The organism is Granulicella sp. dw_53, from assembly GCF_018449545.1.
Classification (GTDB): domain Bacteria; phylum Acidobacteriota; class Terriglobia; order Terriglobales; family Acidobacteriaceae; genus Edaphobacter.
Window position 1 is genome coordinate 40001 of record NZ_JAAVUR010000012.1, and the last position, 15049, is coordinate 55049.

10 protein-coding genes are annotated in these 15049 nt (G+C 52.9%); 8 read left to right on the forward strand and 2 right to left on the reverse strand.

Going from position 1 to position 15049, the window contains the following annotated elements:
* The first annotated feature begins 42 nt into the window (after window positions 1-42).
* From tssI to HB393_RS17850, 8 genes are all read left to right on the forward strand, one after another.
* Complete coding sequence (tssI, locus tag HB393_RS17815; protein ID WP_213806550.1) at window positions 43-2130, forward strand: type VI secretion system tip protein TssI/VgrG; 2088 nt, start codon at window positions 43-45, stop codon at window positions 2128-2130.
* 52 nt (window positions 2131-2182) lie between these two features.
* Entirely contained in the window at window positions 2183-2614 is a 432-nt protein-coding gene (locus tag HB393_RS17820; RefSeq protein WP_345945282.1) for a hypothetical protein, read from the forward strand.
* A 53-nt stretch (window positions 2615-2667) separates the two neighbouring features.
* The gene (locus HB393_RS17825; protein WP_213806551.1) at window positions 2668-3018 is read left to right on the forward strand and encodes a PAAR domain-containing protein; all 351 of its coding nucleotides are present in this window, start codon (window positions 2668-2670) and stop codon (window positions 3016-3018) included.
* A gap of 339 nt (window positions 3019-3357) precedes the next feature.
* Window positions 3358-6432, forward strand: coding sequence for a serine/threonine-protein kinase (locus HB393_RS17830; protein WP_255551294.1), 3075 nt, complete (start codon window positions 3358-3360; stop codon window positions 6430-6432).
* Complete coding sequence (locus HB393_RS17835) at window positions 6429-7745, forward strand: hypothetical protein (protein ID WP_213806553.1); 1317 nt, start codon at window positions 6429-6431, stop codon at window positions 7743-7745. The genes HB393_RS17830 and HB393_RS17835 overlap by 4 nt, the downstream gene beginning before the upstream one ends.
* A gap of 286 nt (window positions 7746-8031) precedes the next feature.
* Window positions 8032-9528 carry an ABC transporter permease gene (locus HB393_RS17840; protein WP_213806554.1) on the forward strand — a complete coding sequence of 499 codons (1497 nt, stop codon included), beginning with the start codon at window positions 8032-8034 and terminating at the stop codon, window positions 9526-9528.
* A gap of 302 nt (window positions 9529-9830) precedes the next feature.
* Window positions 9831-11381, forward strand: a complete 1551-nt coding sequence (locus HB393_RS17845) for an FAD-dependent oxidoreductase (RefSeq protein WP_213806555.1) — start codon at window positions 9831-9833, stop codon at window positions 11379-11381.
* 62 nt (window positions 11382-11443) lie between these two features.
* Window positions 11444-11935, forward strand: coding sequence for a RidA family protein (locus tag HB393_RS17850; protein WP_213806556.1), 492 nt, complete (start codon window positions 11444-11446; stop codon window positions 11933-11935).
* Between the two features lie 107 nt (window positions 11936-12042).
* Here the strand turns inward: HB393_RS17850 and HB393_RS17855 are convergent, their stop codons facing one another.
* Together HB393_RS17855 and HB393_RS17860 are read right to left on the reverse strand one after the other, a co-directional pair.
* Complete coding sequence (locus HB393_RS17855) at window positions 12043-13317, reverse strand: dipeptidase (protein ID WP_213806557.1); 1275 nt, start codon at window positions 13315-13317, stop codon at window positions 12043-12045.
* Between the two features lie 111 nt (window positions 13318-13428).
* The gene (locus HB393_RS17860; protein WP_255551295.1) at window positions 13429-14658 is read right to left on the reverse strand and encodes a pyridoxal phosphate-dependent aminotransferase; all 1230 of its coding nucleotides are present in this window, start codon (window positions 14656-14658) and stop codon (window positions 13429-13431) included.
* Between the last annotated feature and the right edge of the window lie 391 nt (window positions 14659-15049).

Below are 15049 nucleotides of genomic sequence, written 5' to 3' on the forward strand. Positions count from 1 at the left end.
TATTACTAAAGGCTTTAGAAAGAAAGATAGTAGCGATAAATTATGGCGAACTTTACACATGATGGGCGTCTTCTTTTCCTTACCACACCTCTAGGAAAGGACGCTGTCTTGGTAAACGGATTTAAAGGGCGCGAAGCAATTTCCTTGCTTACTGAGTTGACCCTTGACCTACTTAGCCTTCCGGAGCGCCCGATAGATCCACCGTCGCTGATAGGAAAACGTATTACCCTCGGCATCAACCATGGCAACGATCCTCCGCGATATTTCAACGGAATTGTACGTAGTTTGGAGTTGGTGAGTCACGATGCGCAACTGGAGGCTAATGAGAAGGTAGTCTTGGTCTACAAGGCTGAAGTTGTGCCAAGCTTGTGGCTGTTGACGCTCAATACGCAAACGCGTGTATTTCAGAACAAAACCGTAATTGAAATTGCGAAAGTAGTGCTCGGTAGTTATAGCATTACACCCGTTGATAACACCAAGGCTACATATCAGCCACTAGACTATTGCACCCAGTATCGCGAGTCTGACTATAGTTTTCTTACACGCCTTCTAGAACAACACGGCATCTTCTTCTTTTTTACGCACACCCAGAATGATCATATTCTGGTGCTTGCAGATGACTCCGCGCAACTGGCACCATGTCCGGAGAAAAGTACCTTCGATTACTTGCCTGAGACGGATAGGGAAGGTGGGGATTTTCAGGGCATGTATGTGTATCAGTTCGCGGTGCGTTCCGCTTTGGTCACGGGGAAGCACACGCTATGGGAGTACCGATTTACTCAATTTGCTCGCCAAGCAAGTAGCCATGCATCCTCGAGTAGAGCAAATACCGGCGATAACAACCATGAGTGGTACGACTATGCCGATGGTCCTTCCGCGTGGGCGAAGACTGACAACAGCGACGGAAAGATCCAAGCATTCCAGAGCCAACTGCAGGATGTCGCACGCGATCGGAGCGATAGTGGATCGGTCGAAGTCACAGGTGAATCCCATGTAAGTCGTCTCTTGGCAGGCTTCGCCTTTCAGATGACGAGGCACCCAGATCCTGCGTTAAACGCCAAATATCTTGTAACAAGCGTGGAACACAGCGCCCGGCAGCAGCCACCGTTTCGCGGGGATTCCATTGGAGTGGAGGGGCCATACCGCAATATCTTCACGGCACAGCCTGGTTCGCTTGCCTACCGTCCAATGCGAATTACTCCAAAGCCGCGCGTCCATGGAGTGGTCACGGGGAAGGTTGTTGTTCCGGCCGGGGAAGATTCTTATGTAGACAAGTATGGCCGTGTCTGTGTGCAGTTCTGGTGGGATCGCACCAGACCGCCGAACCAAGTCGACAATACAATGCTTCGGGTTGTACAAGCGTGGGCTGGCTCGGGCTGGGGCACATATTTTTGGCCGCGTATCGGCGACGAGGTCTTGATCGACTTTATCGAAGGTGATCCGGATTCTCCCATCGTCGTTGGCTCACTTTACAACGGCGTGAATAAGCCCAAGTACAATCCAGCGACGGAGTATACGCGCTCAGGGGTGTTAACGCGTTCGTCGAAAAATGGCTCCGCTGCGAATGCGAACGAGCTTCGCTTTGAGGACAAGATTGGATCCGAGCAGATCTTCATCAATGCCGAAAGAGACATGGATCATCGTATCGAAGTGGATCACCGCAGATTCGTTGGGGGGAAGGACTCACTCATCGTCAAAGGCGGTCAGTATGATGAGATTGCTGGTGATCGACATAGCAACATTGGGGCAAATCGTATTGAAAAGATAGCGGCGAGCGCTGATCTTGATATTGGGACAGAATTGACCGAGCGCGTCGGACAAAATTATTCGTTGGACATAGGACAAAGTTATGGAAAGAGGGTGGGAACAAACTATTCTCTCGATGTCGGTGAAGAAGTCTATATCAAGTCTGGCACAAAGCTCGTGATCGAGAGCGGCACGGAGATTTGCCTCAAAGGTTTGGGGGGCTTTATCACCATCGGCCCTACGGGAGTAGCCATCTCTGGAATAATGGTATTGATCAACAGCGGCGGAGTTCCTAGCTCAGGCAGTCCTGTAGAGATCGGTAGTCCAGAAACTCCTACTGCTCCCGATGAAGCCGACGATGGAACAAGAGGCGGTAAGATGTAGGGTTTGGTGAAACTTGACGAGATCCGTAGAACAATTCGAGACAGACCCCGGCGTGAAAAAGGTCGGACATTGGCAAATTAAAATGCTGCCAAAGGGGTGGACCTATATTGTCGGTTTTGGAATCTGCCAAAGCACGTCTGATTCCTCGCGCTCCAATGCAAATGTCTGTCTTCGAGAGGACGTGCTAGAAGGCGAAGATACGCTTATCTCCTATATTGAAAAACAAGCAAAGCTGGTCAAATATTATCTCGGTTCCCCAGCCATGGCCGGTCCGCAGCCGATATCCTTTGACAGGGCGGACGAAGCATTTCTCTTCTTGGTGCGGCATATTTCTGACAAGATAGGGCCAATGGTTCATGCGCAGACCTATGTCCGATTCAATCGCTGGGTTGGCGTCGCGACACTCACAACTCCTGAAGCTGCACTAAGCGCAGTGCGTCCCGACTACGATGCCTTTCTACGGGATCTAGAAGTTGTTCTTTGAGAGCAAGTTTGTAACCAATAACGTAGACAAGATCGGGGAGAGGAGATCGATATATGCCACCTGCAGCTCGAGCGACAGATACCCATATTTGCCCAGGTGGAGGCGGTCCTATCCTCCCATCCGGAGAACTCACCGTTCTTATCGACTTCCTCCCCGCCGCTATGGTCACTGCCCAAGTAACATGCACAGCTATTGGGGACGATCCAATCATAAGAGGTTCAACCGGCGTATTCATCTATAACCTGCCTGCAGCTCGAATGGGTGATCAGACGCTCCTTGGCGGCGCGATTCTCACCGGTTCTCCTACTTGCGAGATCGGCGAGATAGGACTGCCCCCATCTGGATCGGTTGGATTTGGTGGGCTCGTAGCGGGCCTCGTCATGAGCGGGGGCGTGGGAATCTGATACGCGGGGGATTAGATTCCCACATTGTCTTCAGTATCGATTGCACTTCCAGCAATGGAACAATCCAGTCACAGGCCGACTGCCTTGGGGCTTCGAAGCACTGGTTGGCAACACGCTACCAATCGGTTTCTGGTGGAGCGCGATATCGATTAGCAACCGAATATTGCGATCGTCCGGGAATATATTGGCCGCTCGTGGGTTATCTCATTGGAGGATGAGTGGTTAAGACGAGGACCTCTCGTGTTGTTCTATGGGCAAAAGCATGAGGGCATCCGCTTGATGGTTAGATTTCAACTTCTCCAATCAGGATATCTGAAGGTCTGAGGGCATCAGTTGAGTATGAGTCGTGATCCACTGTCAGCCAGCACGCTTACACGCATTGGCAGATACGACATAGTGTCTGAGCTTGGGCGCGGTGGTATGGGCATCGTCTATAAGGCAGAGGACAAGCTCATCGGTCGTGAGATTGCCATTAAGACCCTTACAGAGACCACCCCCGAGCTGCGTGAGCGCTTTTATGTTGAAGCGCGTTCCGGCATGCTGAATCACGCGAATATTGTAACGATTTATGAGCTGGGAGAGCATGAAGGCAATCCATACATCGCAATGGAGTTTGTTGCTGGCGAGTCGTTAGAAAAGATATTTCGTTCTGGTCGCAGAACCTCTTTGGTGGAAACCCTGTCGACCATTGAGCAACTCTGTTCTGGTCTTGGTTATGCGCATCAAAATGGAGTGTTGCATCGCGATATCAAACCAGCAAACCTCATAATTCAGCCTGACGGCAAGGTAAAGATCGTCGACTTCGGCATCGCGCGATTGGCTGACCAGACGACACGTCTCACAAAGACAGATGCCCTTATTGGAACATTTCACTACATAGCTCCAGAGCGATTAAAGGGTGAGCTAAGCGATGGTCGCGCAGACATCTGGTCCGCGGGGGTAATGCTCTACCAGATGATTACCGGACAGCTTCCATTTGATGGAACGAATGTCTCTACCCTATACAAGGTGATTAGTGAGCCTTACACGCCACTAAGAGACTACAGCCCCGATCTGCCCGATGAGTTGATTGCTGTTGTCGAACGTGCGCTCGCGAAGAATGCCGAAGACCGCTATAGCACCGCGGAGGAGATGGCATTCGACCTGCGAGTTATCTTAGACCGCTTGAAAAAAGAGCGGGTGGGTGAGCTAACGAATTCCGCGAGACGTTTAATCGAGGAAGGTCTGTTCGCCAATGCACGGATGGTGCTTCTTGACCTACAGCGAATTGATTCTCAAGATATCGATGTTCGGCGCATGATGCGGGAAGTACAGGATCAACTTAATCGCACCCAGAAAACTGAACAGTTGCGGCAGTTCGTCGAGCAAGCAGACGAGGCGATCCATTCCCGACGGTACGAAGAAGCGGTTCTGCTCTATCGACAAGCGATCAAACTTGATACGGATAACGTCTTTCAGCTTGCTGAGCAGTTGAATAATGCTCAATCCTTGAAGGATAGACAGGACAAGGTAAATTTACTCCAGCAACAAGCTGGAAGTGCTCGGGAACGCGGCGATCTGATCTCCGCGCAAGACTTTCTTAGTCAAGCACTCACCCTCGATGAGAAAGATACCGGACTCCGTAATGCATACGCCGCCATACTGCGGGAGGTAGAGCGGAGTAAGAACGAAGGAAAGCTTCAGAAATTATTGCAGATTGCCCGCGAGGATTACACTTCCAGACGCTATACGGAGACCATTTCGGGTCTGCGAGAGGCAGCCGAGCTCGACCCTACCCATCCTGAAGTACAAAAGCTCTTACATGAGGCACTTAATCGACAGGATCAAGAACTTCGGCGTAAGGTCAGCGAGCAAGTGGCAGCGGAGGTACAGGATTGTCTTCATCGGGACGATTTTGATCGAGCACTCAGACAGTTAAACCGTGCCTTAGAGAAGTTACCTACTGAAGCGTCATTGTTACGCCTTAAGGTAGAAACAGAGAAGAAGAAACGGGATTTTCAGGCTCAACAAATTGCACACGCCGCAGCGCAAGAAGCTCAGGACCTCTTTTCCAGTGCTCCGAAGGAAGCGCTGGCAGTCATTGAGAAGGCGTTAGAGCAAGTGCCCGGTGCTGAGCGGCTAGTCCAGCTCAAGTCCCGGCTGGAGGAACATATCCAGCGTTTCAAGCGAGATGAATTACTTGCTCAATGTCTGAAGCAGGCGCATGTCGAGATTGACGCTATGCAGTTTGATAATGCGGTACTGACATTGGAATCCGCGCTGATTCGGTGTGGAGAGTCGGAAGACGTTATGCTGCTGCTCGAATTTGCGAGAGCAGAACAGCAAGTAATATTGCGGCGACGCCAGAGTAGTGAAGCGCGCGAGGAGGCGCAGGCGCTCATAAGCGCCTCGAAGTATGAGGCCGCCATTGCGAAACTTGAGCCGGTCGTAGCAAACATAGGAGACGCAGAGCTTAAAGCGTTGCTCGAGCATGCCCGCCAGATGATACGGGAGGCCTCGCAGCGTCTCGAGGCAGTAACATCCCGTACTCGGTCCTTAGCCGCCACCGACTTGCAGGAGGCGCTTCGCTTTTTGGAAAGCCAGCCACCCGAGATAATTGCAAATAGTCAGATCAGTGCGTTGCTGCGAGAGTTGACCCAAGAAGCTGAAATCGACAGGGCGATCCAAGCAGCGGTTGCTTCTTTTGACGATGCTCTAGGGAAAAATGATTGGCCCCACAGTCTAGATGCGCTCGAAGCAGTGCACCGAAAATATGGCGACTCAAACAAAGTAGGCCAATCTATTGGCGAGTTGAAAAACAAGCGGCTTCTAGCTGCGAACGCATCGCTTACCGCTTCTATCGATAGCGCAAACGAAGCACTGGCACGAAATGATCGGCAGGAGGCCCGAGAAGTTTTGCGCCGTTCTGAGAGTGCCGCACCATTTGCGGGTCCAGAAGTGCGTGCGGATAGAAAGCGCTTGTTGAAGGTGGCGGCCAAGAACACCAATCAAAGCTCACATGCCACTGGTACCTTACTTTCTTTCATTACGAAAGAGAGATTCCGCAGGTGGCTATATATTACCGCCGGTTTGCTCGTTGTGATTATCGCTACTTCTATGTTGCGGCGGCATCGAGTGCGTTCTTCTGAAAAACCTGTTTTTGCATCCACGTATTTGGAGCTGAATGCATTACCATGGGCGGTTGTTCAACAGATCGCAGATGAAACTGGGCATATCGTGGCCCTGCCTTCCAGCGATCACAATACACCTTTACGTCTGGAAGGAATTCCGGTTGGAAACTATACAGTCACTTTTGTGGGTGTAGATAAGATCGTTCAGATGGAGCACTGTCAGCTTACCCAGTCGCAGCATCTGTGTACGAGCACCTTCCCAGAGCCGGATATCAAGCAGCTTCTTGTGGGAGATCAGCCATGAAGCAGATCTATATATCTAAGAAGCTTTTGCTGATTCTTGTTATTTTTACGTCGGCTTTCCTCTATGCAGGGGACGATGCGGGAAATCTCAATTCCGAATATAAAGCGGCGATGGCGAAGAAAGAATTCGATCATGCCACTGCTTATATCTGCCAAGCGGCGAAGCTGGATCCACATAAGTACGGCAAAAAATGCGATAGTATGCAGCGATACACTGCGGATCAATTGGTGCAGTACGAAAGCATTTTTAATACGAGTAAGTTTGAACTCGATCACAAAGACTATGCCGGTGCCATTCGCGATCTTAAGAAGATTTACTTTGGACCTCGCCATGAGGAAGCGCAAAGAATAATTCAGGAAGCATCGAAGTCGCTTAATCTTGGACCACAGCCAGCGAATACTGATGGACGAACTCTAGCGGCCGCACAGGCGGCGTACGAAAATGGGAACTTTGCTGCAGCATTAGAGCTCGCCTCTTCTATCAAGGAGGCAGATCTGCTGGCTGGCACACGGGAAATTGTTACAAATATTCGCATCTATAACCAATCAATCCAGGAGGGGGATGCCTATATGCAAAGTGGAAATTTGGCTGCTGCGAAGCAGAAGTATAGCTTTGCACTAGCCATCAAAAATAATGGCCCCGGCAACCCTGGCGATAAGCTACTGCGCATCTCCTCGATGCTTGCTTCTACCGATAGCTCTAAACCGCAGGTGGCAGAAAGCAAGGATAAGACAGAAGCTAAAGCTCCATCTAATCCGGTGGCTCAAGTTGAGAGGAATAAAGCGAAGTCCGCTGCCAATGTGGCTCTAGATAGCTCCAAAAAAGTTAAGGAGTTGATGGCAAAAGCACATGAGAGCGAAACGAGTGGGGATGCCAAAGCTGCAGTTTCGACCTACGAACAGGTATTGGCTATCGACCCTCAGCAGGAGGATGCGGTTTTAGCGAGACAACGTTTGCTCGACGCGATGCAGGCTGATCCACAAGAAGTGGAAGATACGCTAATTAAGGGCGTTCGTAGTTATGGTCAATCTCACTTCGAGGAAGCGCGTGATGCTATCACGCTTTATCTGAAAGAAGGAGGAGTCCTCAAAGGTCCAGCATATTTTTATCTGGGGGCGACCTTCATGTCCGAAGCGTTTTTATCCGACGCCCAAAATAAAAACAGATATGACGACCTGCAAAAGAATGCCATTCAGAATTTTCATCTAGCGAAACAGGCGCATTTCAAACCCCTCGAGAAATATGTATCGCCCAAGATTATGGCGGTATGGAATCGGTCTGATTTATCAGAGGTTGCTTCACCTAAAGATTAAGAAATCAAGGTCGTCGGGTGTGGAATGGGCGGCCGCCCAACTTTGAGCGTGTACAAATAAAGAAAAGCGAATAGAATTCTTGCATCTAAGCTAATCTGTTTTAGCCTGTCGATGCGAGGACAGTGTTGTCTTCCTAGCAGACGTAGAGCCCCGTGGTCTCTCTTTTGAAGCTCAGTTTAAGCCCTCATCTCCGGTATCTGGCGATGAGGTGGGACTGTGCTGTTTTCCTCCGCGCAGCGGTCAGATCGCTACCGGCAGGCGAGAGTTATGAGGAGAAGACTGATTTATGTTCCTTCAGATGGGATCCGCGCAGAGAAGCATCTTTATTGCGATTCGCGCTCTACGCCGCAATAAGCTCCAGACCATTCTGACCATGACCGGGATGACGATCGGGGTCGCGACTGTATTAACCATGATCGCCCTGGGGAGCGGGGCACAGCGGGCGATTCAGGACCAGGTGCGAGCTGCTGGCATGAATGTGGTGGTCGTAACCTCGGGGAACTATAAGGCACAGCAGCAGTGGACCTCGGATGGTGAGGCTGAGGAGCCAGCGGCGTATCATCCCCAGCGCCAGGAAGCCGCGCGCCTCCGGATTGCGGCCTGGGATCGGAGGGAAGGAGCTCGGTTACTGCGAATCTTTGCGCCGGAAGACAATCCAAACCAGCTAGCCGCGCATGCCGGAGAGAATGAGGCTGGATTGGGTGGCGCGACGACGCTGACACTCGGGGATGCAGAAGAGATCAAGAAGGTCAAAGGTGTGCAGTATGTCTCGGCGGGCATGCACGAGAATGTGCACGCCGCGGTGGGAGATGCGAAGTGGTTTACCAGGTTGCATGGGGATGATGCTTCGTTGCCGGGGATCAAGCGGGCATGGGTGTTTCCGCATGGGAGGTTCTTCAACGAGCGGGAGCAGAGGAAAGGTGAGAACGTTGCGGTGCTGGGCTCGATCGCAAGCGAAAAACTGTTTGGCAATAAGAATCCAGTAGGCGAGACGATTACCCTCGGCGGACAAAAGGCCGAGGTGGTGGGAGTGGCCGCGAGCAGTACGTGGATGGTGACGGCTGCTGCTGGGGATGACCAATTTGATGCAATCTATATCCCGATCACGACGGCGCAGCGGCTCCTACAGAGAAACAATTTGAGCACGATCACGATTACGACCGCTTCCACGGGAGATGTAACGAAGGTGTTGAGGGCGACGACGGTATTGCTGCGTGAGCGGCACGGAATTACGAAGACGATGCCCGATGACTTTATCGTGAGTAGCCAGGCGCGTAAGGCATTGGGCAAGGGTGGGATGCGGACGGACATTGCGAAGGCGGTGGTCGGCAATGTCGATGGTTTGGAAAAGGTGACGCTGGATCAGTTGGGCAAGACGCTCGATCAGGCGAGCCGAACGATGAGCGCGCTACTGGCCAGTATTGCGGCGGTCTCCCTGATCGTGGGAGGGATCGGCATCATGAACATTATGCTGCTGAGCGTGACGGAGCGAACACGGGAGATCGGGATACGGCGCGCCGTGGGTGCGCGGTCTGGCGATGTGATGCGGCAGTTTTTGTTCGAGTCAATTGGGCTGAGCGTTGCGGGAGGAGCCCTGGGGATTTTGATCGGAGTAGTGGCGGCGCACTCAATCTCAAGTTTTGTGCAATGGTCGACGAGCGTTTCGGTCGCGTCGGTACTGATTTCGTTCGGTATTTCGGCTGCTGTCGGGATCTTCTTCGGGTACTATCCGGCGCGCGAGGCTTCACGGGTAACTCCCATGACTTCGCTACGGTATGAGTAGCTGCCGCTTCGCTTCCTCGATAGGCAGATACGGCTTTACCTTGTGCGAGGACAAGACGAAGACCCGTGTTTGCGATACCATCAGAACAACACACTAAAAATTTACAGATTCTGGCTTTAAAACTGTCACTCCTCTGTTGTCCCTCCACTGAAGGACTGCAACGTAACAACGGCAGGATTTTGACTGGCCGTAGTGTTTCGCGAGCAGACCTTCACCTTTATTTCAGGCGGGTCCGCGTCGACTTGCGCCCTTGTAGATTCACCGGGTTCAGCAACTCCATTTCGAATGAGGTGTTTTAGATTATGGGAATCTCGAGACGCGATTTTCTGATGCGCGTAGGGCAAGCTGGCGGCTATAGCGCCGCATTTACAACCATGCAGTCGTTAGGATTAATGCCGATGAAGGCCTCTGCGGCGACACCGATCGCGGCTGCGGCGGGCGTAGGTAAGGGCACGAAGCTAGTAGTGCTTGGAGGCGGAATCGCCGGACTTGTAACGGCCTATGAAGCTCGCAAGTTAGGCTATGACGTTACGGTGTTGGAGGCGAGACATCGCCCGGGCGGTCGCAATTGGAGCGCGAAGAACGGCGACGTGGTGGAGTTTATCGATGGAACCAAGCAGAACGTAACCTGGAGCGAAGGCTTGTACCAGAACATGGGACCGGCGCGGCTACCTTCCGTCCATGGGACGATCCTGGGCTATTGTCGGGAGCTCAAGGTTCCACTCGAGGTGCAGGTAAATACGTCGCGTTCCTCATTCCTGCAGAACGATGCGGTGAATGGCGGCAAACCTTATGTGCAGCGACAGGCGGTCAACGATACCCGTGGACATGTTAGCGAACTGCTCTCCAAAGCGATCAAGGGCGGCGCGCTGGACCAGGATATTACGGTCGAGGACCGTCAACGAATGATCGCGTTTCTACGCATCTATGGTCCGCTGGACCGGACCAATGTTTACAAGGGATCAGATCGCGCGCTGATCAAACAGTATCCGGGGGCTGGATCTCAGGAGATGATCATCGATGCTGAGACGGTCCCGATGCATACGCTACTGGATGCGAACTTCTGGACCGGGATGCTGTACGAAGAGGCGTGGGACTGGCAAGCAACGATGATGGAGCCGGTAGGTGGAATGGCTCAGATCCCGTATGCATTTGCGAAGTCCCTGGGACCGATCGTGGTGTATGACGCCCCAGTAACCGAGATAGCGAAGACGCCCAAGGGCGTGAAGGTGACCTATACGAAGGCTGGCGCTACCAAGACGATCGAGGCCGATTATGCCGTGTGCGCGATGCCTCTGACGATTCTGCGCAAGATCAAGGCCGACTTGGACGCCGATCACAAACGTGTTGTAGATACGGCTGTCTATCGTGGCTCCTACAAGATCCCATGGGAATCGAAGCGGTTCTGGGAGACGGACTACAACATCTACGGTGGCCTCTCCTTTATGGCGCAGGGGCCGAATCCAGTGTGGTATCCATCGTGCAATCTGATGGCGGAGCGCGGCATCATCGTCTCGGGTTATCAGGACGATTCTTACGAGAACTTTGCGGCGCTCACTTTGGAGGAGAAGTTTGCAAAGTCTCGTGCGCAGGTAGAGAAGTTGCATCCAGGGCACGGTAAGGATCTGGAGAAACCGGTCTTTTGCGGTTGGCGGCAGGTGAAGTGGAATGAAGGATCGTGGATCGGTGGCATTCCGCAGAAGGATTACAACATCCTTACGTCGCCGGATGGGCCGATCTACTTCGCCGGCGACCATACCAGTCACGTTGTGGGCTGGCAGGAAGGTGCGGCGACCAGCGGTCGACGGGCCATCGAGATGATCAGCGACAAGGTAAAAGCTGCGAAGGCCTAGGATCGGCTTAGGTCTTCGAGCCCAAAGGCCAGTTTGCGGATGAGCTATTTGGAGGAGTGTGCATGAAGATTTTGAATGTAGTTCTGGGAGCGGCTTTAGTGGCTGTTCCATGTGGGATGCAGGCACAGGTTGTCGTGAAACATCTACAGCCGAATGCCTCTGCGGCGATTGCGAACGGAGTATGGGCTGGCGATACGCTGTACCTGAGCGGACAGCTGGCTTCCCCAGTGACGCCCGCAGACCCGGCAAAGGGAACTGCGGCTGTCTATGGAGATACGAAGGCTCAATCCTTCTCCGCGTTAACGAAGATCCAGGCACTGCTGAAGGAGCAGGGGTTGGATATGAAGGACGTCGTAAAGATGACGGTATTCCTGGCGGGCGATCCGGCAAACGGCGGAAAGCTGGACTTTGCAGGACTACAGGCTTCTTACACGCAGTTCTTCGGGACAAAAGAGCAGCCTAATAAGCCAGCGCGCTCAGCGGTTCAAGTGGCGGCAATGGTCGCTCCCTGGGCTCTGGTGGAGATCGAAGTCATTGCTGTAAAAGGCAAGTAAAGTAGCTACACGATTGCCGTATGAGTCGATAGTAATCTGGATCAACATGCTTATTTGCTGCAAAGAAAGAGGGCCTCGTGGCCCTCTTTCTTTTGCCACAATGAGTGCTACTTCACCGGCGAGTTGAGAGCAGGCGGCTTGATATTGGCGGCTTGCTCGCGTCGGGCCTCTTGCTCGACGGCGCGCATCACGCGAAGAAGATTGCCGCCATAGATCTTCTTGATGTCAGCGGCTGTATAACCTTTTTCGAGCAAGGCGCGGGTAAGGGCAGGGAATTTGTTATAGGAATCCAGATCCTTGGGGACGCAGCCAACTCCATCGAAGTCTGTCCCGATGCCTACGTGATCGATACCACCCACCTGGACGGCGTGGTCAATATGGGCTACGACATCGGCGAGGGTAGCAGGAGGAAGCTTGGCGTTGGCCTCGGCTTCGAGTTGGTCCATGGCTGCGGCGCGTGCTGTAGGATCTTCAAGCTTCATCGCTTCAGATATACGCGGACGAAGTTCGGCCATGATGGGCTTCGACGCTTCGTGGTAGCGCTCAGAGAGGAAGTCGCAGCCAAAGCTGATCTGAATTGAGCCACCTTTTGCTGCGAGGGCCTTGATCATGTCATCGGTCATATTGCGAGTATGGCTGGAGATAGCGCGGCAGGATGAGTGCGAGGCGATGACAGGTGCGGTGCTCGTCTCCAGGACGTCGTAGAAAGTTTTGTCTGCGACGTGGGAGATGTCGACCATCATGCCGAGGCGGTTCATCTCGCGGACGACATCTTTCCCGAATGAAGTGAGTCCGTTGTGGTGTGCTACTTCGGGGTTGTCGATGTCTCCCTGGGAGTCGGCCCAACTGTTGGTATTGAAGTGAGTAAGGGTCATATAGCGGACGCCGAGAGCATAGTAGTCGCGGAGTAGGCGCAGGGAGTCCTCAATGGCATGGCCGCCTTCGATGCCCATAAGGGCGGCGATCTTATGTTGCTTATGGGCGCGCTCGATGCCGTCCGCGGTGGTGGCAAAGACGAAGTCGTTTGGGTGGCCAGCGATGATGTCGGTGCGAGTGGTATCGATCATCTGGAGAGCGCGGTTGGCGGAGTGATTGTCCTTGACGTATTCGGCCCCGACATAGATGGCGAAGAATTCAGCTCCGAGAAAGCCCTTCATCCGGGGTAAATCGGTCTGGGCAGATTTGTTTGGAGTAGCGATGTCATAGCCTGCGACAGTAAGAGAGGTGACGTCGTCGTGTGTGTCGATGAGAATCGCGTCGCGGGTAATTCGATCGACCTGAGCTTGAGTTACGGGCTTGGCGGGAGGAGTGCGGGATTGTGCGGCGAGGGGCAAGGCGAAGCAGATTGCCGTGACGGCAAGGACGCAGGGGTGACACTGCATTTGTAGCCTTTCTGACGACGAGATATTTAGGGATAGAAATGCGGCGAGTCTTCGATGCTAAAGGAAAAGACCCCGGCAGAGGAAGCCGCTGGGGTCTTCAGTGGTAGTTGATTACGAAAGCTGAGGGAAGGAAACATCTTCGAAGGGAGTATGCAGATAGGCTGACGTGGGAGGTGTATCCATCACTTCCTTGAAGGCCGTGCGGAACTTCGCCATGTCTTCCTTGGTGCCCACAGAGATGCGGACGACGTTCGGCCAAATGGCCCAGGTACGGCCGATGATGACCTTCTTCTGAGCCATCGCCGCCATGACGTCGCGACCCTTACGGCCGGTGTCGATCATGAAGCAATTGGACTGTGAGCCAGGAATCACCTTGTAGTTGTTGGCGGCAAGGAATTTGAGAGTCTCGTTCCGCGCCTCCGCAATGTAGGCCTTGCGGGCAGGGATAAGGGCAGTGTCCTCAAGCGAGACGCGTGCGGCGATAGAGGAGGTGATGGGCATTGCATTCTGACCACACGATTCCAGTTTGCGAAGGACGTCCGGATGGGCGATCGCAAGGCCGCAACGGATGCCTGCCATGCCATAGATCTTGGAGAAGGTGCGGAGGACGATGATGTCCTTGCGGTTGGCTACTTGGTCGGTAACTGACTCAGCATCGGAGAGATGGATGTAGGCTTCGTCAACGAGAAGCATCGTGTCTTTAGACTTGTTGTCGAGGAGCCAAAGGATATCTTTGCGGGATGTGATGGTGCCGGTGGGATTGTTGGGATTACAGAGATAGATGACGCCCGCACTGGAGTCGGCTGCGGCCAGCGCTTTGACGTCGTGTGAGTAAGTGCTGGTGAGCGGTGTTTGCAGGACCTTGGCCTTTGCAATTTCGGCAGCGCGTCCTCCGGCTTCGTACGTGGGGTTGCCGGCGACAAAGGAGCGCGTAGGGCTGGTGTAAGTGAGAACAGAGTAGTGGAGGGGTTCGCTGGAGCCCGCGTAGACGGCGATGTAGTCGGGATCGACGTTATTTTGTTTAGCGAAGACGTCGACGAGATTCATCATCTCGAGAATGTCATAGCGGCCTCCTTTGGACGCGACAGAGGCGATTGCGCTACGCGCGGCCTCGCAGGGTCCTAGTGGGTTTTCATTCGCGTTGATGAGCACGGCGTCCTTGGGCATGGACATCATCATTTGCTTCATCATCTGCTGCTGAGACACCGGTTTAGACGCAGGCTTTGTGGGTTGCTGAGCGGCCCAGGCAAAGTGCGATTCAGATAATACCGGGATAGAAGCGGCGATGCCTGCCATGCGCATGAAGGAGCGGCGAGAGACGGAAGAGGAGGCGTTAGACATTGTCATTAAAGCTCCTTGGTAATACTGAGGCGAAGTTCGAGACAGTTGGGGGAGGCTATTTAGATGAAAGTGGATGGGCCTGAGCCAACGTGCAATTACTGTAACTGAATCTTCTGCCCGAAGAATAGAAATATTCAAAGTAGGAAAACAATAGAGGATAGGAAGGACTATGTGGAGTAGGTCTAGGAATGGCGATTTTTATGTTGACATCATCAACACACTTCGTTAGGCTCAACCACATCACCAAAAGGCTAATTCTCACATCAGTGAGGCCCGAAGATTCTTACGGCCTTAGAACCGAAGTGTATTTAGCTGTATCTAGACCTTAATCATTCAGGTCTGGAGCTGTACCGGCTCCCGCCGGGAGTAGTTCAAATTTGCTTTCGCCTTG